This window comes from Chloroflexota bacterium, assembly GCA_016235055.1.
In the GTDB taxonomy this organism is placed as follows: Bacteria; Chloroflexota; Anaerolineae; order JACRMK01; family JACRMK01; genus JACRMK01.
The window spans coordinates 30,806-51,960 of the sequence record JACRMK010000004.1 but is presented as its reverse complement, the minus strand read 5'-3'; the positions used below and the strand labels follow the sequence as shown (position 1 = coordinate 51,960).

Genomic DNA, 21,155 nt, shown 5'->3' with positions numbered 1-21,155 from the left:
TTCCACGCGGCGCTCGCCTACGACGCCCAGACTCGCGCCATGCGCGCCAGCACGTCTGCCGGCAGCGGGCCGCGCTCCGCGTATGAAACCGCCTGCTCCAGTTGCTCTATACTCGAAATGCCGATCAGCGCAGTCGAGACGGCCGGCTTGCTGAGCGTGAAGCGAATCGCCACCTCGACCAGGCTGTCGCACACCCCTTCGTGCACAACGAAGGCCAGCCGCTGCGCGCGCGCGACGTCGGCGGCGTAGTCCGGCGCCGTTGCGATCGGATCGACGAGCGGCGACGCGACCGGATGGCGCGGCAGCACCCCGCTCAACGCGCCGCCCGCTAGCATGCGGATGGCGATGACGCCCGTCTGCGCCTCGGCCGCGCGGTCGATCAACCGGCGGTAGTCTTGGAATGGGAAATTCGGCGATGGCGGCTCACCCGCCGTAAAGTTCAGCGCGTTGTAGCAGATCTGCGCGGTGTGAAACCCGCCGCCCGCCACGATCTGGTGCAGCGCATCCGTGTCGCCCAGCGCGGTGATGCCATAGAATCGCGTCTTGCCCTGCTGCTGCAACTTGTGGAACGCGTTCAGCACCGGCTCAAGGTCGGACACGGTAACATAGTCATCGCGGCGCGCGGGGCCGAAGCGGTTGTGGAATTGCAGCAGATCGACTGCATCGCGCCCCAGTCGCCGCAGGCTGCCCTCGACCGAGCGGATGATCGCGTTCTCAATGTCGTTCAACTCGTGCGGCAGCACGCGTGCTTTGGTGCCGACCAGCACGTCCGAACCGAGCTCGCGCAGCACGGCGCCGAGGTTGGCCTCCGACTGCCCGTCGCCGTAGCTCGATGCCGTGTCGAAGTAGTTGATGCCGAGTTCGATGGCGCGCGCGACCGTCTGCCGCATCTGCGGATACGCGCCGCGCACCAGCAGGCCGCCCATGCTGCCGCACCCAAAGCCCAGCGTCGAAACGCGCAGGCCCGTGTGGCCCAGTATTCGGTATTCCATGGTGACGATCTCCAAGGTAATGCTGTTTCAGTTTGATTATGTCCCCATACCTGGTGGTAAGTGCGGTTGTCACCCCCTCATCCCCTGGCCCCTTCTCCCCCGCGCGCGCGGGGGAGAAGGGGAAAAGCTGATTGGGGATTGGCGCGGCGGCAAAGCCGCCGCGCCAATCCCCTTTGACTCACTCCCCCTCCCAGCTTCGCTGGGAGGGGGCCGGGGGGAGGGCGACGATTGCTATTCAGCGCTGACACATACAACAATCGCTTGGGGACATACTCTTCGCAAAACACTATAATGTGGCTCGGCCTCACGCAGGGCGCTGCGCCGCCGCTCCTTAGTATGCCGCAGGCGCGGCCACGCGCAAAAACGCCCCGCACGCGGCGGGGCGTCCAATCGAACTGAGGCTATTCAACGGCTGGCACCGGCGCCGGCCGCACCGCCGTCTCTGCCACACCGGGCATAAGCAGCGCCGCTGCGCCGCACAGCAGAAAGAGCACCGCGCCGATATCGAGCATCGGCACGATGCCGACGCGGTCGGCCAGCAGGCCGCCCGCCGCAATGCCGCCCAGCCGCATGACCGCGCCCAACGCCATCAATGCGCCAAACACCCGCCCGCGGAACGCATCGCTTGCTCCAGCCTGCATCGCTGTGTTCATGCCAATCATCAACCCGCTCATCAACACACCGGCCAGACCCATCGCCGCCAGCGCCAGCAGGTAGGTGGGGGCGTTAAAGATAACCAGCAAGACGGCCCCGTTGCCCAGACCGCCGATGGCCATCAACTGCCCCGGCGTGAGTCGCCGCGCAAAGCGCCCGATCAGCACACCGCCAACCAGGCCGCCCAGTCCCTGTGCTGCCATGATCAGGCCGAGCCCTTGCGCGTCAATTCCGACAACATCTTTCGAGAACGGCACGAGCAGCGCCGTGAGGATGGCGTCGCCCAGACTGAGTACGGCAACGACCACGAACACCACACTCAGCGAGCGGCTGGCGCGCACCAGCCGCAGGCCCGCCAGCCAGTCGCGCCAGACGGCCGTCATGCCGGGCGCGCCGTGCGATGCAGCGCCGTGCACGGCCTTCGGGCCCGGCATCACGATCAGCGCAATCATCAGCGCCGATACCGCGAACGACACCGAGTCGACGAGCACGACCGTCGTCAAGCCGCCCCACGCCATCAGCAGCCCGCCCAGCGACGGCCCCAGCAGGCGCGTCACCGAGTCGCTGACGGAGTTGAGCGCATTGGCCTGCACCAGGTCGCGCTCGCCGACCAGCAGCGGAATGACGGCAGACTTGGCGGGAAAGAAGAACTGGCTAACCGTCGATTGCAGGAACGCGACGATGTAGATGATCCAGATCGTATCGGCCGTCTGCGCCAGCATGAGCACGAGCAGCATCACCGCGCGCGCAATATCGGAGACGATCATCAGGCGCTTGCGGTCCCAGCGGTCGGCGAACACGCCGGCTACCGAGCCAAGCAGAATGCCGGGCAGAGTGGTGGCCATGAACATACCGCCCGTCGCCAGCGCGGAGCCGGTCACCTGATAGATATGGAACGGCAGGGCAATGAACAGCACCCAGTCACCGATCATGGAGATCGCCTGCCCAAACCAAAGCAGCCCGAAGTTGCGTTGGCGCAATACCGCTAGCATGCCTCTCTCCTTATTCGTCGCCCAGCGCGGCCAGCAGCAGCTCGGCTTGTTCGGTCGTAATCGCCTTCTGCTCCAGCATCTTCAGGATTTCCAGCCGCTCGTCCTCGCTGGCGCCCGTTTTGACGGGGGTCGTCTCGCGCATCGGCTTCTGTGCGCCGCCGTGCGGTCCGCCGCCGAACGCGAAGCCGGGGACGCGAAACGTGACGGCGTGCCGCACCGCGCCCTGCACGTCCTCGCGCACCGTCCGACGGATTTCATGCTTGGTCGCGCGCATCTGGTCGCGTATCTCGCGCTGGACGCGCCGCATGTCCTCCTTCGCCCGCTTCAATTCGTCCTTCGCGCGCTGCATCTCTTCCTTGTGGATTTCGAACCGGAATTCCATCGCCTCTCCTTCGCGTGGTTTGATGCGTATGTCGCCGCCCGCCTGCACGCGCACGGTGGCGCCGCCTTCGCCGAGTGTAAACGTCGCGCTGCTGCCGGCCCGCGACCGCCCGCCGCCGAATTCGTTGACAATGTCGCCACCGGCCTGGCATGTGATTTGCGCCTGCGAGTCGCCCGGCACCGTAAGCGTCGCGTCGCCACCGGCCGTGAACTGGCAGGCCGACTCGCCATCCAGCCGTGTGTCGACATAGAGATCGCCGCCCGCCTGCACGTGGGCAATCGCGCCGACGTCGGCCAGCCGCGCGTCGCCGCTGATCGTACCGAGCGTGACACGGCCCCCGATCGCCGCCAGGTTCACGTCGCCATTGACCGAGCCGGCCGCGAAGCCGTCCACCACGGTCACGGCGCGCAGGTCGCCCTGCACATTGCCCAGCTGCACGCTGTGCACCGAACGCACCGAGACGTCGCCCATCACGCCACCTATTTGCAGCAATTGGGCAATATCGGTCGCCGACACGTCGCCGCGCACCAGACCCGTGTTGACGTTGCCGGCCCCGGCCACCCGCAGATCGCCGGACACCGCGCCAAGTTGAACCTGCCCGGTCATGGCGTTGAGTGTCACATCGCCATTGATGCGATCGGCCGACAGTTTGGCGGCAAGCTCGACCGCTTTCAGATCACCGATCACGCCGTCGATGGTAACCGCCAGCGCGTACGGCACGAACAGCGTGCAGTCCTCGCGCACGTCCAGCGTCAGGTCGCCGTTCTGATACTGCGGCTCAAAGTCGCCTTCATCGCCATCGCCCTGCAGGCGCAGATAGGTTTCGTCGGTTCCGATCAGGCGCAGGTCGCCGCCGGCGCGCCGCACATGCAGCCGCAGCGTGCTCTCGCCGCCGGTTGAGAATGATTGCTGATACATCGCTTCCTCCGTGTAGTTCTATCCGTTGATTCCGGCGGCCGCTGCTCGGGTGCCGCTCATGCGCAATAGCGCGTGACCGCACGCCACCAGCAGAACACCCAGCCGCGCCAGCGCGCGCCGGGGCCATGCCGGCGTCCGCACCGGGCCGGCCAGCAGGCGCTCGCGGGCCGCCTGTTCGCGCAGTTCGGCGTAGCGATGCTTCTGATCCAACGCCGCCATATCGAGAAAATGATGTTCCAACATGCCCGCCTCCTTCAAGCGCGAACCGCTACTCGATATACACTTCGACTTTCTCGCCATCCTCGATGTTTTCGACATCCACGATCTTGCCCTGCGCGCCGGCGCGGATCGCCTCCATCAACTCGCCGGTGTCCATGCCGTCCATCTGCGGCGCGAAACGCGCGCCCATCTTCAGGCCGACATTGACCAGCGCCAGCGGCAGGTTGACGTTGACCCTGGTCTTACCGGTCGCCATGTCAGTCACGCGCACGCGCAGGAACTTGCCTTGTGTCGCACTCTTGTTGGCCGCCGTCTCGGACTTCTGGCTCGTCTCCAGCGCGCTCAACAGCTTGGCGCCCTCTTCCGGGCTAATCTTGCCGTCGCGAATCATGTTCAGGATCTGCATCCGTTCTTCTTTGAGGTTCATGGCACCCTCCTTTGAAGGGTAAGGGTTGGGCCGGTGCGCCTTAGCGCCCGCGCAGTTGTTTCAGTGCCTGTTCCGACGTCAGTTTGCCGTCACGCAGTTCTTGCAGCACGCGCTGGCGCTCCTCGGCCGGCAGTCCGGGCGCATCCTCCTCGTCGTCACGCTCGAAGCCGAGCGCCGCGATGATGGCATCCAGTTGGGCGCGCCCGGCCGAATACGCGATGCCCAACTCGTCGCTCACGCGGTTGATGTTTCCCCGGCAGCGCACCATCGTCTCCACGAAATGTAATTGGTCAACATCGAGCTTTGAGAGCATCGGAAGCTCAAACGAGCCGATCAACTGGCTGCCGCACTGACGGCACTCCAGGTGCGTTACCGTCATTTCGCCGTTACAGACTGGGCATATAGAGCGCGCCGGGTACATAGCATTCCTTTCGTCATTCATATCATTTCTTGATCACAATATACAACAGATTGTAAATAATGTCAAGGTGAAGTTAAAATATTTACTCAATTTTATCATTTTTTGTCATATATTATGCAAACTAATAGTATTGCTGAATCACAGCTCTTGAAACTTGAAATCGGGCTAGTTTGTAGGCCTTGAGGTAGCGACGAAGATAGGTGCGCTACAACGTGAGGCAAGGTGCCACGGAGCTAATCTTCCGAGAGGATGGCAGCAACGGTTCCCTACTGAAGATGACCATGCTGACCAATCAGCTTGCCGCGTTTCGAGTTGTGAGGTGCATCCAAAGGCGTCATGGTGAGCGCGAAGGTCATGATGTTGGCCTACTACGCCCTTCCCGCGCGAAGCACCTGAGGTGTCGCATTCGAGATGCTGCGCGCGCATAGCGAACCCACTGGCCGAGGGCTTGCCTCCGCGTTCAGCATGACAACTACGGAGCCCGTGCAAATTGAAACGGGACGACAACGCAAAACCCGCCGGAGCATAACGCCCCGGCGGGCTTGATGGTAATCTTATCGCCAGAAGTAGTCGTTGACCGCCTTCGACATCTTCGCGACGGCGACGGTGCCCTCGTTGTCGGGCGTCCATTTGCCGTCCTTGCATGCCTTCGTCATCACCGACACGATGTGCGCGCCGCGCTTCGTGTGGATGATGCCAGTCTCGTTGCGCACGCCGGTGATGCCGCCGGTCTTGCTCGCCACCCACGACTTGTCGTCGCGCCCGTACGGATTGAACTCCATGTAGCGCGTCAGGTTGCCCATGTTCTTCTGGATCTTCATGATCGTGAGCATGTCGGCGGTATTCTCGGCGTTCAGCAGCCGCCCTTCGTGCAGGTTGATCATCAGCGTCATGAAGTCGCGCGGGGTGCCAACGGCAAAGCGCGCGTTCTTTAGCTTGCGCGCGGGCGTGAACGCGATCTTCTCGTTCAGCACGGTCTTCGTCATGCCGGCGTCCCGCATGGCGCGGTTGATCGCATCCTTGCCGAGATGGCCGATCAGCACGTTGGTGGCGGTGTTGTCGCTGATGGCGTTCATCAGCACCGCGATGTTGTAGAGCGAGAGCGGCACCTTCTCTCCCATGTTCTCGATCAGGCCGGAGCCGCCGGTCTTGTCCTGCTTGCCGATCGTGAGCATATCGTCAAGCGCCAGCTTGCCTGCCTCGCGCTGGCGGAACAGCTCGAGCAGGATGCCGATCTTGACCATGCTGGCCGTCGGATAGATCACGTCGGCGTTGTGGAAGATCTGCTCGCCCGTCTTGATGTTGTGCGCGGCGACGCCGAGCGTGCCGCTGAACCCGTCGGCGATGCGCCGGATCGCTGCTGGTGCTTCTTTCATGTGCTGATATCCTCTCGCTGGATGATGTGCGTGGCGCGCCCAACGGCGCGGCGCGTGGTAGTCGCTACTTGAGCCAGTCGGCGGCGGCGGCCGGCACGTCCTTGCACAGCCCGCGCACCTGCGTGCACTCCGGCAGCGAGGCGATGAACGATTTGCCGTACGCCTTGGTCTGCACGCGCCGGTCGAGCATCACGACCACGCCGCGGTCGCTGGCGCTGCGAATCAGCCGCCCAAAGCCCTGCCGGAAGGCGAGAATCGCCTGCGGCACCTGGTACTCGTTGAACGCGTCGGTGAACGTCTCGCTGCGCGCCGCGATGATCGGGTCGCTCGGCACGGCGAACGGCAGGCGCGTGATGACCAGGCACGACAGCGCGTCGCCCGCCACGTCCACGCCTTCCCAGAAACTGCGCGTGCCGAGCAGGACGCTGCGCGGCATCGTCTTGAAGTTATCGAGCAGTTGCCGGCGCGAGCCGTCGATATACTGCGCCATGACCAGCACGCCGGCCTGTTCCAGCGGCTTGCTGATCGCATCGTAGGCGCGCTGCAGGGCGCTCTTGCTCGTGAACAGCACCATCGTGCGCCCGCCGGTCGCCTTGCACAGCGCGACCAGCGTCTCCGGCATCATCTTGTTATAGACCGGTGTGTCGGGGTCCGCGATGTCGCTCGGCAAGCAGAGCAGCGTGGAGCGCTTGTAGTCAAACGACGACTCAAGCGCCAATTCGTCCGCCTCGGCCAGACCCAGGCGACCGCGCACATACGCGAAGCTGTTGGCCGCCTGCAGCGTGGCCGACGTGAGCACGACGCAGTCGCACGCCGCGAACAGCCCTTTTTGCAGGATCTCGCCGACGTGCAGCGGCGCAGAGCGCAAGACGATCTCGTCGCGATTGGTGGCCAGCACCGCCCAGTAGATACCGTTCGGGCCTGGCTGGTTAATGATTGCGATGAGGTTGGCGCGCAACTGATCGGTGCGCTGGCGCAGGATACCAAGTTGGAACAGGCGCTCGTCGCCGGTCAGGATTTCGGCCTCGTCGCAGCCCTGCCCGATGCGCGACAGCGCCGTGGACAGCCGCAGCAGCGCGCCGGTCAGCGTCTCGCACAGCATCTCCGCCGTGGACCAGGCCGGCTGCGCGCGCAGCGCCGCGACGAGCCGCACCTGCTGGTCGAACTCGCCGCGCGGCGGGTGCTGGCTTTTCAGGAAGTCGCCCAGGTGGCCGAACAGCGGGTAGACGGCGCGTTGCGCCTCGGCGACTGTCCCCTGCGTCTTCTCGATCAGGTCGGCCAGCTTCTCCTTCTCGGCCGCCCCGGCATCGCTGGCGCGCGCGGCGGCGGCGGCGATGGCCGCCAGCAAACCGCCCTTCTCGGCGCCCGCCTCGTTCAGCAGCGCCTCGATACCGCTCTGCCGCACCTCCACGCTGTACGCCTCGGTGGCGCGCGCCTCCAGGTGATGCGCCTCGTCGATGATCAGGTGCTTGTACTCCGGCAGCACCTGATTGCCGACCGCCATGTCCGAGAGCAGCAGCGCGTGGTTGACCACCAGCACGTGCGCGCTGTCGGCGCGCCGGCGCGAGCGGAAGAAGAAGCAGGTGCCGCGCTGGTAGTAAGGGCACGACTGCGCGTTGCACGTCTCGTCGGCGCAGACCTGCGCCCAGACGCGCTCCTCATCCGGCGAGATCGACAACTCGGCGCGGTCGCCGGTCGTCGTTGTCGGCAGCCAGGCCAGCACCTTCGCCAGCAGGCGGATTTCGATCGGGCTCTTCTCCGATTTGCGCTGGAACTGCTCGAAGCGGTGGCGGCAGAGGTAGTTGCTGCGCCCCTTGATCACCAGCGCGCGGAAGTCGCCGGGCAGGATCTTGCGCAGATCGGGAATGTCTTTCTCGATCAGTTGATCCTGCAGGTTGATCGTGTTCGTCGAGATGATCACGCGGCGGCTGTTGGCCAACGCGTACTCGATGGCGGGCACCAGGTACGCCATGCTCTTGCCGGTGCCGGTACCGGCCTCGACGAGCAGGCGGCCGCCGTCGTTGAAGGTCGCGCAGACCTGACGCAGCATCTGGATCTGCGGCTCGCGCTTTTCGTAGCGCGGGAACTGGTCGGCCAGCGCGCCGCCCGGCTCAAAGAGCGACGCGATCTCGTCGGCGTCGAGCGGCTCGGCCTGCGCGGCGGGTGTCAGCGCCGGCGCCTCGTCCTCGTCGTCGAGTACCTTCAGCCGGTTGCCCTTGAAGAAGCCCTTGGCGCGCAACTGCTCGCCGATCGACGAGCCGCTAAAGGCGTTGCGCGCCGCATCGCGCTGGATCTCCTTGAATACATCGCGCAGGCCCCAGTTGCTGCGGTCGGCGGCGCGCACGATCTCGTCGATAATGCGCGTGTCGAGGCTCTCGGCGCGCCCGCACAGCGCGAGGAACAGCTTCATCGTCGTCGTGGCGTCGGCCAGCGCGCGGTGGCTTTCCGGCAGGTCGATTTCCAGCTCGGCGGCCAGTTGTTTGAGGCTGAAGCGCGAAGCGTGCGGCATGACGATGCGCGCCAGCTCGTCGGTATCGACGCCGGGGTTGTTCAGCAGCAGGTTCTGCTGGCGCATGAACGCGAGGTCGAACTCGACGTTGTGGCCGACCACCGGCAGGTCGCCGACGAAACGCGCGACGTGCCGCGCGACCTGCTCGATGCGCGGCGCGGTGCGCAGTTGCTCGCGCGTGATGCCGGTCAGGCGCTCCACTTTGAGCGGCAGTTCGCGGCCGGGGTTGACAAGCGACGACCAGGTATCCATCACTTGGTCGCCGCGAAACTTCACCGCCGCGATCTCGATGATCGCATCATTGGCGGCGCGCAGCCCGGTCGTCTCGGTGTCGAGCGCGACAAGTATTTTGTTCAACGGGGCAATGCTTTCTAGCCGGCCCGGGCTTCGATCTGCCGCAGGGCCGCAAGCCGCTCGCGCGGGCCCATGACGATCAGCACGTCACCGGTGCGCAAGACGGTCTCTTTGGAAGGGTTGAATTGGTAGCCGCGGTCGGCCGACTTGAGCGCAACGACCAGCACGCCGGTGCGCTCTTCGATGCGTGCCGCGGCAAGCGTCTGGCCGACCAGCGTCGGCGCCTCGTCGAGCAGCAGCTCTTCCACGCGCAGCACCTGGCCGGTGGCGCGCAGCATCTCGTCCAGGAACGTCACAACCGACGGGCGCAGCATGACCGAGGCCATGCGCAGGCCGCCGATGGCGTTCGGCGAGACGACCTCGTTCGCGCCGGCGATCATCAGCTTCTGCCGGTTCTCCTCGTTGACCAGGCGCGCGATGATGCGCAAGCCGGGATTGAGCGAGCGCGCCGTCAGCGCGACGAACACGTTGTCCTTGTCGTCGCTCAGCGCCGTCACCAAGCCCTTGGCGCGCGCGATGCCGGCGCGGATCAGCACGTCGTTGTCGGTGGCGTCGCCCAGCACATACACCACCTCGCCGATGTTCTTCAGCGCCTTGATCGTCTCGATATTGCGCTCGACGACCACGCATGGTGTCTGCGTCTTGTACATCTCGTCGGCGATGTAGCGGCCGGTGTCGCCCACGCCGCACAGGATGACGTGGTTGTTCAGCTTGGCGATCAGATCTTCCATTCTCTGCCCCTGTATGATCCGGTTGAACTCGCCCTCGACCAGGAACGCGACGATGGTGGACACCGCATAACCGATCGTCATCAGCGACACGACAATCAGGGCGATGGTGAAGATGCGCCCCGGGTCGGATAGCGGGTGCGTCTCGCCGTACCCGATCGTCCCGAGCGTGATGACCGTCATGTAGAGCGAATCGAGAAAGTCCCAGCCCTCGATCAGCATGTAGCCGGCCGTGCCGAGCGCGGCAACGCCGAGCAGCAGCAGGATCGCCGTCAGGAAGCGCGTGCTGAGCGCGAAGCTGAACAGGCGCTGCATCGGCAGGCGCTGCACATGCGGGTGCAGCAGCCGCTGCAACGGGTTGTGGTTATGCGGAGCGGGTACGGTCATCGGCCTTGGAACCTGGGCGGTCGTTTCTCGTTGAATGCGGCGTACCCTTCGCGGCGGTCGGCGCTGTACAGCACGGCCCGGTACGCCTCGCCCTCGAATGCGATGCCGGCCTCGATGGCCGGATCGTAGAGCATCGCGCGCTTGGACTGGCGCACGCCGATCGGCGCGTTGGCCGCGATCACGCGCGCGGTTTCCTGCGCGGCGGCCAGCAGTTCAGCGGGCGGCAGCACGCGATTGACCAGCCCGATGCGCGCCGCCTCGTCGGCGTCGATCAGCGCGCCGGTGTAGATCAACTCGCGGGCGCGTGCCGCGCCGATGCGCCGTGGCAGCAGCGCGGTCGCGCCGCCGCCCGGCATGATGCCGCGCGTGACTTCCGGCAGTCCGAATACGGCGGTCGTCGCCGCGTAGATGAAATCGGCGCTGAGCGCCAGTTCCAGCCCGCCGCCCACCGTGTAACCGTTGGCGGCGGCGATGACCGGTTTGCCGCAGCGACGCAGCGCGCCGAACATCGCGGCCATGACCACGCGCTGATCCACCAGATCGGCATCGGACATGCCGTGGCGTTCCTTCAGGTCCATGCCGGTGCAGAACGCGCGCTCGCCCGCGCCGGTCAACACCACGGCGCGCACGCCCTCGTCGGCGTCGAGTGTGCGAAACGCATCGACCAGTTCGCGTACCATGGCCGAGTTGATCGCGTTCAGCAGATCGGGACGGTTGAGCATCACCGTCGCGACGGTGTCGGCGCGGGTGATCAGCAGGGTGTCGGGCATGGCGATTTCGTGCGCTACGCGCTGATGCGCGTCATCCGGCGAGATTATAAGAGACCACGGCGGTTTTGCAAACTCGCGGGGTCAAAAAGTAACCGCAGAGACCGCAGAGAGCGCAAAGAAAACCTTCTTCCCTTTGCGCTCTTTGCGTGCTTTGCGGTTGGCTCTGTACTTCTCAGTTCGCCTGTACGGCCTGCGCGGCGCGGGTGAACGTCAACTGCCCGTCCTGTGCATCGACCACCACTGAGTCACCGTCGTGGAAGTGGCCGCCCAGTATCTGCAGCGCCAGCGGGTCCTGCAACTCGCGCTGTATGGCGCGCTTGAGCGGGCGCGCCCCGTACACCGGATCGTAGCCGGACTCGGCCAGCCACAGCTTCGCAGCGGGCGTTACCGTCAGCGTGATGTTGCGCCCGGCCAGCAGTCGCTCCATGCGCTTCAACTGGATGCCGACGATCTCCACCAGTTGGTCCTTATGCAGTGGGTGGAAGATCACGATCTCGTCCACGCGGTTCAGGAACTCCGGCCGGAAGAAGCGCGTCATCTCGCTCTGCACCATCTCACGCATCGCCTTTTCGTCACTGGCGAACTCGCGGATGAACTGCGAGCCGATGTTGCTGGTCATGATCACGATCGTGTTCTTGAAGTTGACCGTGCGGCCCTGCCCGTCGGTCAATCGCCCGTCGTCTAGCAGTTGCAGGAGCACGTTGAACACTTCGGCGTGCGCCTTCTCGATCTCGTCGAACAGCACGACCGAGTACGGATGCCGCCGCACCGCTTCCGTCAACTGGCCGCCCTCTTCGTAGCCAATGTAGCCCGGCGGCGCGCCGATCAAGCGCGAGACGGTGTGCTTCTCCTGGTACTCGCTCATGTCGATGCGCACCATCGCGCTCTCGTCGTCGAACAGGAACTCGGCCAGCGCGCGGCCCAACTCGGTCTTGCCGACGCCGGTCGGGCCGAGGAAGATGAACGAGCCGACCGGCCGGTTCGGGTCCTGCAGGCCCGCCCGCGAGCGCCGCACGGCGTTGGCTACGGCGCGGATCGCCTCGTCCTGCCCGACCACGCGCGAATGCAGATTGTCTTCCATGTGCACGAGCTTGTCCATCTCGCCCTGCACCAGCTTGGTGACCGGGATGCCGGTCCACTTCGAGACGATCGCCGCCACGTCTTCGGCGTCCACCTCTTCCTTCAGCAGCGCGCCGGACTCCTGCCGCTCGCGCAACTTCCGCTCCTGGTCTTGCAAGGCGCGCTCCAGGTCGCGCATGGTGCCGTAGCGCAGGCGCGCCGCATTCTCCAAGTTGGCGTGGCGCTCGGCCTCCTCGATTTCGCCGCGCGTCTGCTCGATCTTCTCCTTCGTCTGCTGGATCGACTGGATCGCCTGCTTTTCAAGGTCCCAGCGCGCGCGCAGCTCGTTCGACTTCTCGCGCACATCGGCCAGTTCCTTTTCGAGCTTGGCCAGCCGATCCTTGGATGCGTCGTCGCGCTCCTTCTTCAGCGCGGCGCGCTCGATCTCCAGTTGCATGATCTGGCGATCAACCTCGTCGAGCGCTTGCGGCTTGGAGTCGATCTCGGTGCGCAGGCGCGAGGCGGCCTCGTCGATCAGGTCGATCGCCTTGTCCGGCAGGAAGCGGTCGCTGATGTAGCGGTCGCTCAGCGTGGCCGCCGCGATCACCGCGCCGTCCTGGATGCGCACGCCGTGGTGCACCTCGTAGCGCTCTTTGAGGCCGCGTAGGATCGAGATCGTGTCCTCCACGCTCGGCTCGCCGACCAGCACCGGCTGGAAGCGGCGCTCCAGCGCGGCGTCCTTCTCGATGTGCTTGTGGTACTCGTCGAGCGTCGTCGCGCCGATCGCGTGCAGTTCGCCGCGCGCCAGCATCGGCTTGAGCATGTTGCTGGCGTCCATCGCGCCCTCGGCCGCGCCCGCGCCGATCACCGTGTGCAGTTCGTCGATGAACAGGATGATGCGCCCCTCGGCCTCGGTCACTTCCTTCAGCACCGCCTTCAGGCGCTCCTCGAACTCGCCGCGGTACTTCGCGCCGGCGACCATCGCCCCGAGGTCGAGCGCGACCAGTCGTTTCTGTTTCAGTCCTTCCGGCACGTCGCCGCGCACGATGCGCGTGGCCAGCCCTTCGACGATCGCCGTCTTGCCAACGCCCGGCTCGCCGATCAGCACCGGGTTATTCTTGGTGCGCCGCGACAGCACCTGGATCACGCGGCGGATCTCTTCATCGCGCCCGATGACCGGGTCGAGCTTGTTGTGCCGCGAGGCATCGGTCAGGTCGCGCCCGTACTTCTCCAGTGCCTGGTAGGTCGTCTCCGGGTTCTGCGAGGTGACGCGCTGCGCGCCGCGAATCGCCTGCAGCGCCTGCAGGATCGCCTCGCGCGTGATGCCGCTGCGCTTCAGGTTCGGCTCGCGCACGCTGTCCACAATCGCCAGCAGCAGGTGCTCGGTCGAGACATAGTCGTCGCGCAGGCCGCTCGCCTCGCTCTGCGCCTTGTTCAGCACCTGCATCAGCTCGCGCGACGCGCCGATCTGCGTCTTGCCGCCGTACACCTGCGCGCGGTTGTTGAGCGCGCGCCCCGTCTCCTCGGTCAGCGCATCGACGTTCGCCCCGATCTTGTGCACGATCTGCGGCACAACGCCGTCCGGCTGTTGCAGCAATGCATAAAGCAGGTGCTCCGGCTCCATCTGTGCATGGTTGCGTGCGCGCGCCTCTTCTTCGGCGGCCGCAATCGCTTCCGTGGCTTTCTGGGTAAATTTATCCATCCTCATAAGTCACCTCTGCCGTCTCGTCTACGACGAGGGTTGATATTCGACATAGCCATAAGCAGTCGCCCTCATTATACGTGCATGGCGTTGGAGAATCATAAGAGCGGCGTTAGAGCGGCGTTGGAAGGGGGTCAACGGATACTTAGCGGATGAACGGATGGGACACGGCTGATCCACGGTACAACATCAAGGGGACGGCGCCCGTCCCCTCGCCTGCGATGTGCGGGGGGTGAGCCTGTCGAACCCCCGTCGCCGACAACGGACAACAAACGGATGGGCGCAGTTCACGGGCAGGGGCAAGCCCTGCCCCTACGCGATGCGCGGGGGGTGAGCCTGTCGAACCCCCGTCGCGGGAGAGGGTTAGGGAGAGGGCAGGCACACGCGCCCGATTGTCGTCCTGAGCGCGAACGTACGACCCGCCCCTTCCAGCCCCGCCTCGCGCGCGAAGGACCCAAACCCAGCGCACGCCGAGCCGCGGCGACACGCGCGTGCCGCCGCGTCCTGTGGGCGATCTGAAAGCGGCTTTGCGCCGGCGCGGAACGGCAGCATGACAATGCAGGCACAGACAGTGAGGATTTCAGGTCCTTCGCGCGCGCAGACACTTGCCGGCACAGAGCGTTGCGTTCGCGCTCAGGACGACAAGCAATGAGCCCCTACGGTTCCACGCCCCATTCGCGGAGTTTCTTGCGGGCGCTCCTGTGTAATTGTGAATTAATGGTCTCGGAGATGCGAAACGACTGACGCATTAGAGAAATTGCGCGTCCACGATTGCCTGACAGGTCTTCAGCAATTGCCATTGAGAACAGCGTGGCACACTCGCTGGATAGTCTGCCGATCTGGCGTGAACAGGCAAGCGACTGTTCAAAGTAGTTTATTGCTCTAAGTAAATTGCCCTGTGTAGCGTAACCATCTCCAATAGCACGCAGTATAGTTGCTTCACCCGCACGATCTCTTATTTGGCGATAGAATTCAAGGGCTTGCAAGTGGAGGGCGCGAGCCTCCTCAATCTTGCCGGCAGCCTGATTTACATTGCCCATGTTCGCAACGGAGTTTCCAGCACCACGAAGGTCGCTGATTGACTGGTACATTGAGAAAGCCTGTCTAAAGTGAGCGTACGCTTTCACAAGTTCCTTGTTATCGAGAAACACTTGTCCTATGCCAGCGACCGCATTGGCCTGTCCTCTACGATCATTGATCGAAAGAGCAAGATCAAGTTGCCACCGAAACAGCTTCAGTGCCTTTCGCCCAGAACCGAGGTGAAGTTGCACATTCCCAAGATTGCCAAGCGCATGACTCTCCAATTGTTTGTCATTTGTCTCCCGCGCAAGCGACAAACTCTTTTCGTGATGATTGAGTGCTCGGCGATAGTCGCCAAGCGCTGCGAAACGCAGGCCGAGCCCGCCTAACAAGGCGGCCTCTGATTGTTTTCGTTTGAGCAAGCGGGCCGAGGAAAGACCAGCTTCAAGCCATCCGATATGTTGTTTGGGATGTAGGCGCAGCGAAAGTATGACGCCCCCCTTTCCTGCATAACCAAGACAAATTTCGGAAACGACTTCACTATTCGCAGCATTTGAACTAGCCCAACGTTGCCCCGTCGATATGTTGACGACTTCTAGGTCATATAGGCGCAGGGCATAATAGATGTTTTCGCCCCCCTTATCATAAAGCATTTGAGCAACGACAAGCATGTCTGCATAATGGCTTGCATGCCGACGGGCAATCGTGGCTTGCTCATCCGTAGAAAGGTGCGGATAAAGATAGATTCGCGCGAGGTCGTGCAGGCGGTACCGGTAGGTGGCGACATCGTAAATCACAAGCGAGAAGCGCAGAAGTTCACCCAGATAGGTGGCAGCGGTCTTGCGCGACTGCTCGTTGAAATCCGTACCCCACACAGCGGCGGCGCCGGAATCGTCGAAGGTATCGGGGAAGATAGCGAGTTCGCGCCAGCGCAACTGCTGATCAGCAGTGAGGCCATTGTAGGAGAGCGCAAGGGTGCCTTCGATGAGTCCGAGGCGACCCTGCTCGGTCTGCAAGTCGGCAAGGTAGGCCGGCACGCGGACGTTTTCGTTGTTGGCGATGTAGTCGCCGGCAATGCGCAGCGCGTACGGCAGGTCGCCGCACTGTTTCCCAAGCCCGCCCGCAAAGCCGCATATGCGCGGCGCGATACTGCGCAGGAGCGCCTTCGATTCCCGGCGGGACAGCACGCCCAGCTCGACGGCACGCATGCCGGGCAGGGTGAACGATTGGCGCGAGGTGACGAGCAGGGCGCAGGATGGTGGCGGGATGAGCGGCGCGACCTGTGCGGCGTCGCGGGCGTTGTCCATGACGATGAGCGCGCGCTTGTCGTTCAGCAGATCGAGATAGATGGCGCGCAACTGCGCCTCGTCCTCCGGCAGGCGGGCATCGGGTGAGAAGGCGCGGATGACGTGAGACAGTGCCTCGGCGGGCGAAGCCGGGTCTTTGCTGTCGGGCTGGCCGCGCAGATCGAAGAAGAGTTGCGCGTCAGGGTACTGCGCCTTCAATTCGTTTGCGATGACCAGGCCGAGCGCGGTCTTGCCGACGCCGCCCATGCCGCGCAGGCCGCTGATGGCGGCCCCGACATGACGGCGCGCGGGGTCGAAGGCGGCGCGCAGTTGCGCGAGTTCGGCCTCGCGGCCGGTGAAGTCGCCGGGCGGCGAGGGGAGTTGATGGAGGGCGGTGGCTGGTCGTGTCTGGTCTCGCGCCAGAAGTTCTTTCAGTAAAGCGATGATCGATTCGGCTTGCGCGCTGGTCGCAAGGGTGTCGAGCCGATCATGTAGACGCTGAAACTCGCCGCGCATCTCGTCGGCGAAGGCGTCGAAGCGGCGGGACTCCACGAGAATACGGGCGATGATTTCGCCATCGCCTTCCTTGACCGCCATTTCGATGATGTGCAGCTCACTCATCTGGCGTGCCAAAGCACGCTGGAAATCCTTGTCGGTGAGGAGCGCGTCGAGGTTTGTCCTGGCCAGCGCCTCGTCGAAGGCGGCATTGATCTGGGCGTCGGTGACGTCGTGTCCGAATGCGACGCGCTCGAGGACCTTGGCGAGCGCGCCGCCTTTGAGCATCTCGAGGAGCGGACCAAACGCGGCGACAGCGGGCGACAGCGGCAGGCCGAGGAGGCTGGCGATAGCGCAGGCGGCGAGCGACAAGAGCAGGACATTGCCGCCGCGATGGATGCCGGTTTTGAGAACGCGCAGGACAGCTTTGGCGGGATCGGACTGGTGCTCGGTGCTCATGGGACGATGGTAACAGATTCGGACGAGGGGTGTCAAAGGCGACAACGGACAACAAACGGACAAACGGAAGGGCCAGCGTTGACCGTTCACGGTTCACCGTTAGCTGTTCACTTTCTACTGACTTCTGGCTACTGACTTCTGACGACTGTCTACTGGATCGTCACCGCCCAGACGCCCGCCACGCACATCAACATGCCGAGTACGTTGCGCCGGTTCAGCTTTTCGCCGAGGAAGATCACCGAGATCGGCGTCGCGAACAGCGGCGCCGCCGCGGGCAAGCTGTCGAAGGCGGTCAACGAGTACTTCTGTGCATGAATGTCGTCGGGGCGCGTTGCACGCGCCCCGACGACTCGCCTCCGCAATCACCGGCCGCGGTTCCAGCGCTTTATGCCTTGGCTGAGTCCGCCTCAACCTGCTGCGCGAACATTACGCCGGTGGCGATGATGACGAGGTGTATGACGATGAACACGATGTAGCTCGCCGCGTCAAAGCCCTTGGCGATCAGATACAGGTCACCCACAATGCCGTGCCACAGCTCGAGCCACACGGCAAGCCAGACGGTGCCGACGTACCGGCGCGGATTGCGCGACGCCCAGAGCAGGAAGGTGCCAATGCCGACGATCTCGAAAGCGAAAGGTGACCAGCCATCCACGAACGCTTTGACGACGTCCGCCGGCGCCGGATATGGCAGGGTCTGGGCAAAGAAACTTGGATCCACAAACGTGCCGTACATGTTCATCGCGCCGAGGAGCAGATAGAACGCTCCGTACAGACGGAACCACCACTTCAGACGATTCATAGCATCCTCCTTGGGAAGATTAGAATTCGAGAGTCTCGAGGATACCCCATCCCCGGCTCTCGTCGATGAGATCAATGCGGCTGGGCATGATTTGCACGGCAACGAAGCGATCGGCACGGTTGTGAACGGCGATGCCGGCCGGCCACTGACCGACGTTGGCGGACATGGACAACACGCAGGCGCGGCCCCGGTATTGCAGCCAGCGCATGTCCGGCACTTCGGTATTGTGGAATATGAGCAGTGCGCGCGGGTCGCGCTCCAAGTCGAAAACGACGTCAGCCCAGCGCGGCACCAGGCATTCCACGTCCAAACCGGAACTCCGGCAGCGCACCGGAAGGGCCCGGACGCCATCCGCGCTTTGCGTGCTCAAGAGGCACACCGGGGCATGGGCCAGGCATGCCGCCACGCGTTCGCGCAGCCGATCCAACATGCAGGCAGTATAGCGAAGCGCGTCAACGTGCGCATCGCTCTAAAGAGCTATTTGCGGTCCGGAAACCGATTGGAGCAGGAGTTGTGCTTAGTCGATGCGCAGATCGCGCGCGCGCGCGGCGGCTTCCGTGCGCGAGGAAACGGCGAGTTTGGCAAGGATCTGGGCGACATGGTGCTTCACCGTGTGCAGGCTGATAACCAGCGCATCGGCAATGGCCTGGTTGCCGGCGCCCGCGACCATCAGTCGTAGCACGTCCACTTCGCGCGGGGTCAGCGTTTCGCCCGTGTTCGGCACCCGCACCGGCTGGGGTGCTTGGTCCGCACCGAGGATGGCGAGCAGGCGCCGAGCGAATGTGGCATGGACGTTGGTCTGCTCGGCGAGATGCAGGAGCGGAATGACGAGATCACCTTCCCGGAGGAGCAGGCCCGGCGTTCCCCGGGATTCACATTCCGCCAAGAGCGGTGCGAGTGCATCGATAGCGGCCTGGGGGCGCTGCCACTTCAGATAGAGCAGCGCCAGCAGAGGACGTGCGTTGCCAAAGGCTAGTGAAGCCCGCCGTTCAGCCTCGAGTTGGACGGCACGGTGCAACGTCTGCTCCGCTGCCTCGAATTGCCGGTCGGCCATCTCCAGCAGGCCGCCCAACATGGCGCGCAGCACGGGCGCGCCGGGCAGTTTACCGCTCGCTTCGGCGGGCGCCATGCGGTCGTAGATCTGCCGTGCTTCAGGCAAGCGTCCCTGCCGCCAGCGGAGCCTACCCAACTGGTAGAGCGGCCCGGGTACCATCGTTTCGCCCATACCGCCGTGCTCGATACTCGCGAAAATCGCGTTCAGCATGGCTTCGATCGCCGCGTCGTTGCCCCGCGCCTGCTCCACATTTACCGCGGCCATAGCCAGCAGTGAAGCCGAGCCGGACGCGTCGGCGCCAAACCGCTGAATGAGGAAGAGTCCGTCCTGGCTGGCTTGCGCCGCATCCGCCAACCGCCCGCGCAGCAGGTGGGCCAGCGCCATCAACCCGTCGTAGGCGACCCGCAGCGGGATCGCCGGAGGCGGATCGCCCAACTGGGCTCGCACGAGCAGGCAAACGCGCTCGATGTATTCGAGGCCGTGCGGCAGGAACGCGAACGTAGGGTGGAGTTGGAGCACGGTATGCAGGACCGCGATTTTTCCATGATCTTGTGCAGCCCGCAACGCCGCATCGAGGTCGCGCTCCGAATCCGTCCAGCGCTGCTGCAGGAGCCCGAAACGGGCGCGCCCGATGAGCAGCGTCACGCGCTGGTCGGGCGGAATGGGGCACGCGAGCGCTTGCTCGATGAGCGCGCGGCTTCGGTCAAGGTCGCCCTGGTAGAGTGACATGCCAGCCAATAGCGCGATCGCTCGGCCGCGCCACGCCTCGTCGCCGGACGCGGCCAGTTGCTCGGCGGCGCGTTGCAGGAGTGCGCGCGCCTGAACCGGATCGCCGCGCTCGTACACGCAAGCGCCCTGTAGGTAGAGCAAGCGGGGTCGGCGCTCGAGGACCGCGGCGGGCAGTTGGGCCAGCCGTTTCTGGAGTGATTCCGCAAAGCCCTGCTGCAGCAACGGTTCGCCCGTTTCTTCGATGAGCCGGGCGGCGCGTTCATCCAGTCCCGCCAGAATAAAGTGGCGGACCGCACGCTCCGGATCGCGCTGTTCATAGTATGCGGCAGCCCGGCCGTGCAGAATGGCGGCCTGGCCGGGCTGTCGTCGCGCCAGTTCCCTGGTCAGGAAGTCGGCAAACAGCGTATGATACCGGTAAGTGTGCTGGGCGCTCTCCAGTTGCGTCACAAACAGGTCGCGCCGGTATACCGTGTCGAGCATGTCGGCGGCGTCATCGCGTCCCATCACGGCGCGGCATGACGCCGCGGTGAGTTCCTCCAGCACGGCTGTCTGCAGCAAGAAATTCTGGACCTCGGTCTCTTGCCGGTCAAGCACCTCTTCAGCCAGAAACTCCGAAGCGCTGCGATCCGTGTGTGCGAGATCGCGCACAAAGGCCTCCCGCTCGGCGGACGAAGGCGTCCGTTCCAGCGAGCTGATGACCAGTCGTAGCGCGGCGGGCCACCCTTCCGTTCGTTTCTGCAAAGTGTCGAGCGCATCGGCGGTCAGGCCGAGTCCCAACTGGCCGTTCAAGAAGGTGCGTGTTTCGTCCGGCGTCAGACGCAAATCGGCGACACGGAATTCGCTCATCTGTCCCCGCGCCCGCAATCGCGCCAGCGGCAACGGCGGGTCGCGACGGGAAGCGAACACGAGGCGCATCAGCGGCGGCAGGTGATCGAGCAAGTGTTCAAGTACATCGTACACGACCGGCTCTTGGATGACTTCAAGATCATCCAGCACGAGCACGAAATCACACCCGCCGCGCTCGACTATGTCGTTGATGAGCATGGTGCTGATTTGGAGAACGTCGGCTCTGGGGTTGGGTGTCGCTTCCAGCGCGGCCAGGGCAGTTGCTCCATAAGCGAGGTCAAGCCGGCGCAGCGCGCCGATGAGTGCGTTCAGGAAGCGCGCCGGGTCGTTGTCATCGGCGTCCAGCGTAAGCCAGGCGGCCGGCATGTCGGCGCGGGTTCGCAGAAACGCCATCAGCAGGCTGGTCTTCCCGTATCCGGCGGGCGCGGAGAGGAGCGTGAGCGGGCGCGACTCGATGCTCTGCTGCAGCGCGTCCTGCAGCCGCGGCCGCAGGAGCGCGTCGGCGCGCATGATGGGCGGATAGAGCTTCGTTTGAGGTAGCCACAGTGCTTGAGCCATGAGTATCACACCTCCCGCC

At 64.4% G+C, this 21,155-nt stretch carries 16 protein-coding genes; all 16 read right to left on the bottom strand.

Features of this window, described 5'->3' with window-relative positions; all coding sequences use genetic code 11:
- Window positions 1-17: 17 nt before the first annotated feature.
- Window positions 18-992 carry an aldo/keto reductase gene (locus tag HZB53_00810; GenBank protein ID MBI5876162.1) on the bottom strand — a complete coding sequence of 325 codons (975 nt, stop codon included), beginning with the start codon at window positions 990-992 and terminating at the stop codon, window positions 18-20.
- Window positions 993-1,393: 401 nt separating this feature from the next.
- On the bottom strand, window positions 1,394-2,638 hold the full coding sequence (locus tag HZB53_00805) for an MFS transporter (protein MBI5876161.1): 1,245 nt from the start codon (window positions 2,636-2,638) through the stop codon (window positions 1,394-1,396).
- 10 nt (window positions 2,639-2,648) lie between these two features.
- On the bottom strand, window positions 2,649-3,938 hold the full coding sequence (locus HZB53_00800) for a hypothetical protein (protein MBI5876160.1): 1,290 nt from the start codon (window positions 3,936-3,938) through the stop codon (window positions 2,649-2,651).
- Between the two features lie 18 nt (window positions 3,939-3,956).
- Entirely contained in the window at window positions 3,957-4,181 is a 225-nt protein-coding gene (locus HZB53_00795) for a hypothetical protein (GenBank protein MBI5876159.1), read from the bottom strand.
- A 25-nt stretch (window positions 4,182-4,206) separates the two neighbouring features.
- Window positions 4,207-4,584: a hypothetical protein gene (locus HZB53_00790; protein MBI5876158.1), complete on the bottom strand. Its 378-nt coding sequence runs from the start codon at window positions 4,582-4,584 to the stop codon at window positions 4,207-4,209.
- 40 nt (window positions 4,585-4,624) lie between these two features.
- Entirely contained in the window at window positions 4,625-4,963 is a 339-nt protein-coding gene (locus HZB53_00785; GenBank protein ID MBI5876157.1) for a DUF2089 domain-containing protein, read from the bottom strand.
- 596 nt (window positions 4,964-5,559) lie between these two features.
- Window positions 5,560-6,381 (bottom strand): serine hydrolase, encoded by an 822-nt coding sequence (locus tag HZB53_00780; GenBank protein MBI5876156.1) that lies wholly within the window; start codon window positions 6,379-6,381, stop codon window positions 5,560-5,562.
- 64 nt (window positions 6,382-6,445) lie between these two features.
- The gene (locus HZB53_00775) at window positions 6,446-9,247 is read right to left on the bottom strand and encodes a DEAD/DEAH box helicase family protein (GenBank protein MBI5876155.1); all 2,802 of its coding nucleotides are present in this window, start codon (window positions 9,245-9,247) and stop codon (window positions 6,446-6,448) included.
- Between the two features lie 14 nt (window positions 9,248-9,261).
- Window positions 9,262-10,359 carry a potassium channel protein gene (locus tag HZB53_00770; GenBank protein MBI5876154.1) on the bottom strand — a complete coding sequence of 366 codons (1,098 nt, stop codon included), beginning with the start codon at window positions 10,357-10,359 and terminating at the stop codon, window positions 9,262-9,264.
- On the bottom strand, window positions 10,356-11,129 hold the full coding sequence (locus HZB53_00765) for an enoyl-CoA hydratase/isomerase family protein (protein ID MBI5876153.1): 774 nt from the start codon (window positions 11,127-11,129) through the stop codon (window positions 10,356-10,358). Before HZB53_00765 ends, HZB53_00770 begins: the two co-directional genes overlap by 4 nt.
- A gap of 172 nt (window positions 11,130-11,301) precedes the next feature.
- On the bottom strand, window positions 11,302-13,896 hold the full coding sequence (clpB, locus tag HZB53_00760) for an ATP-dependent chaperone ClpB (GenBank protein ID MBI5876152.1): 2,595 nt from the start codon (window positions 13,894-13,896) through the stop codon (window positions 11,302-11,304).
- Window positions 13,897-14,546: 650 nt separating this feature from the next.
- Window positions 14,547-17,150: an ATP-binding protein gene (locus HZB53_00755; protein ID MBI5876151.1), complete on the bottom strand. Its 2,604-nt coding sequence runs from the start codon at window positions 17,148-17,150 to the stop codon at window positions 14,547-14,549.
- 149 nt (window positions 17,151-17,299) lie between these two features.
- Complete coding sequence (locus HZB53_00750; protein ID MBI5876150.1) at window positions 17,300-17,446, bottom strand: EamA family transporter; 147 nt, start codon at window positions 17,444-17,446, stop codon at window positions 17,300-17,302.
- An 89-nt stretch (window positions 17,447-17,535) separates the two neighbouring features.
- A complete protein-coding gene (gene bphX, locus HZB53_00745) occupies window positions 17,536-17,949 on the bottom strand; it encodes a BphX family protein (protein ID MBI5876149.1) in 414 nt (137 codons plus the stop codon).
- Window positions 17,950-17,968: 19 nt separating this feature from the next.
- Window positions 17,969-18,379 carry a pyridoxamine 5'-phosphate oxidase family protein gene (locus HZB53_00740; GenBank protein ID MBI5876148.1) on the bottom strand — a complete coding sequence of 137 codons (411 nt, stop codon included), beginning with the start codon at window positions 18,377-18,379 and terminating at the stop codon, window positions 17,969-17,971.
- Between the two features lie 87 nt (window positions 18,380-18,466).
- Entirely contained in the window at window positions 18,467-21,136 is a 2,670-nt protein-coding gene (locus HZB53_00735) for an AAA family ATPase (GenBank protein ID MBI5876147.1), read from the bottom strand.
- Window positions 21,137-21,155: the final 19 nt, after the last annotated feature.

Coding starts and splice junctions, on each gene's coding strand:
- HZB53_00810 (MBI5876162.1), bottom strand. CDS start 992: ATGGAATACCGAATACTGGGCCACACGGGCCTGCGCGTTTCGACGCTG.
- HZB53_00805 (MBI5876161.1), bottom strand. CDS start 2,638: ATGCTAGCGGTATTGCGCCAACGCAACTTCGGGCTGCTTTGGTTTGGG.
- HZB53_00800 (MBI5876160.1), bottom strand. CDS start 3,938: ATGTATCAGCAATCATTCTCAACCGGCGGCGAGAGCACGCTGCGGCTG.
- HZB53_00795 (MBI5876159.1), bottom strand. CDS start 4,181: ATGTTGGAACATCATTTTCTCGATATGGCGGCGTTGGATCAGAAGCAT.
- HZB53_00790 (MBI5876158.1), bottom strand. CDS start 4,584: ATGAACCTCAAAGAAGAACGGATGCAGATCCTGAACATGATTCGCGAC.
- HZB53_00785 (MBI5876157.1), bottom strand. CDS start 4,963: ATGACGGTAACGCACCTGGAGTGCCGTCAGTGCGGCAGCCAGTTGATC.
- HZB53_00780 (MBI5876156.1), bottom strand. CDS start 6,381: ATGAAAGAAGCACCAGCAGCGATCCGGCGCATCGCCGACGGGTTCAGC.
- HZB53_00770 (MBI5876154.1), bottom strand. CDS start 10,359: ATGACCGTACCCGCTCCGCATAACCACAACCCGTTGCAGCGGCTGCTG.
- HZB53_00765 (MBI5876153.1), bottom strand. CDS start 11,129: ATGCCCGACACCCTGCTGATCACCCGCGCCGACACCGTCGCGACGGTG.
- clpB (MBI5876152.1), bottom strand. CDS start 13,896: ATGAGGATGGATAAATTTACCCAGAAAGCCACGGAAGCGATTGCGGCC.
- HZB53_00755 (MBI5876151.1), bottom strand. CDS start 17,150: ATGAGCACCGAGCACCAGTCCGATCCCGCCAAAGCTGTCCTGCGCGTT.
- bphX (MBI5876149.1), bottom strand. CDS start 17,949: ATGAATCGTCTGAAGTGGTGGTTCCGTCTGTACGGAGCGTTCTATCTG.
- HZB53_00740 (MBI5876148.1), bottom strand. CDS start 18,379: ATGTTGGATCGGCTGCGCGAACGCGTGGCGGCATGCCTGGCCCATGCC.
- HZB53_00735 (MBI5876147.1), bottom strand. CDS start 21,136: ATGGCTCAAGCACTGTGGCTACCTCAAACGAAGCTCTATCCGCCCATC.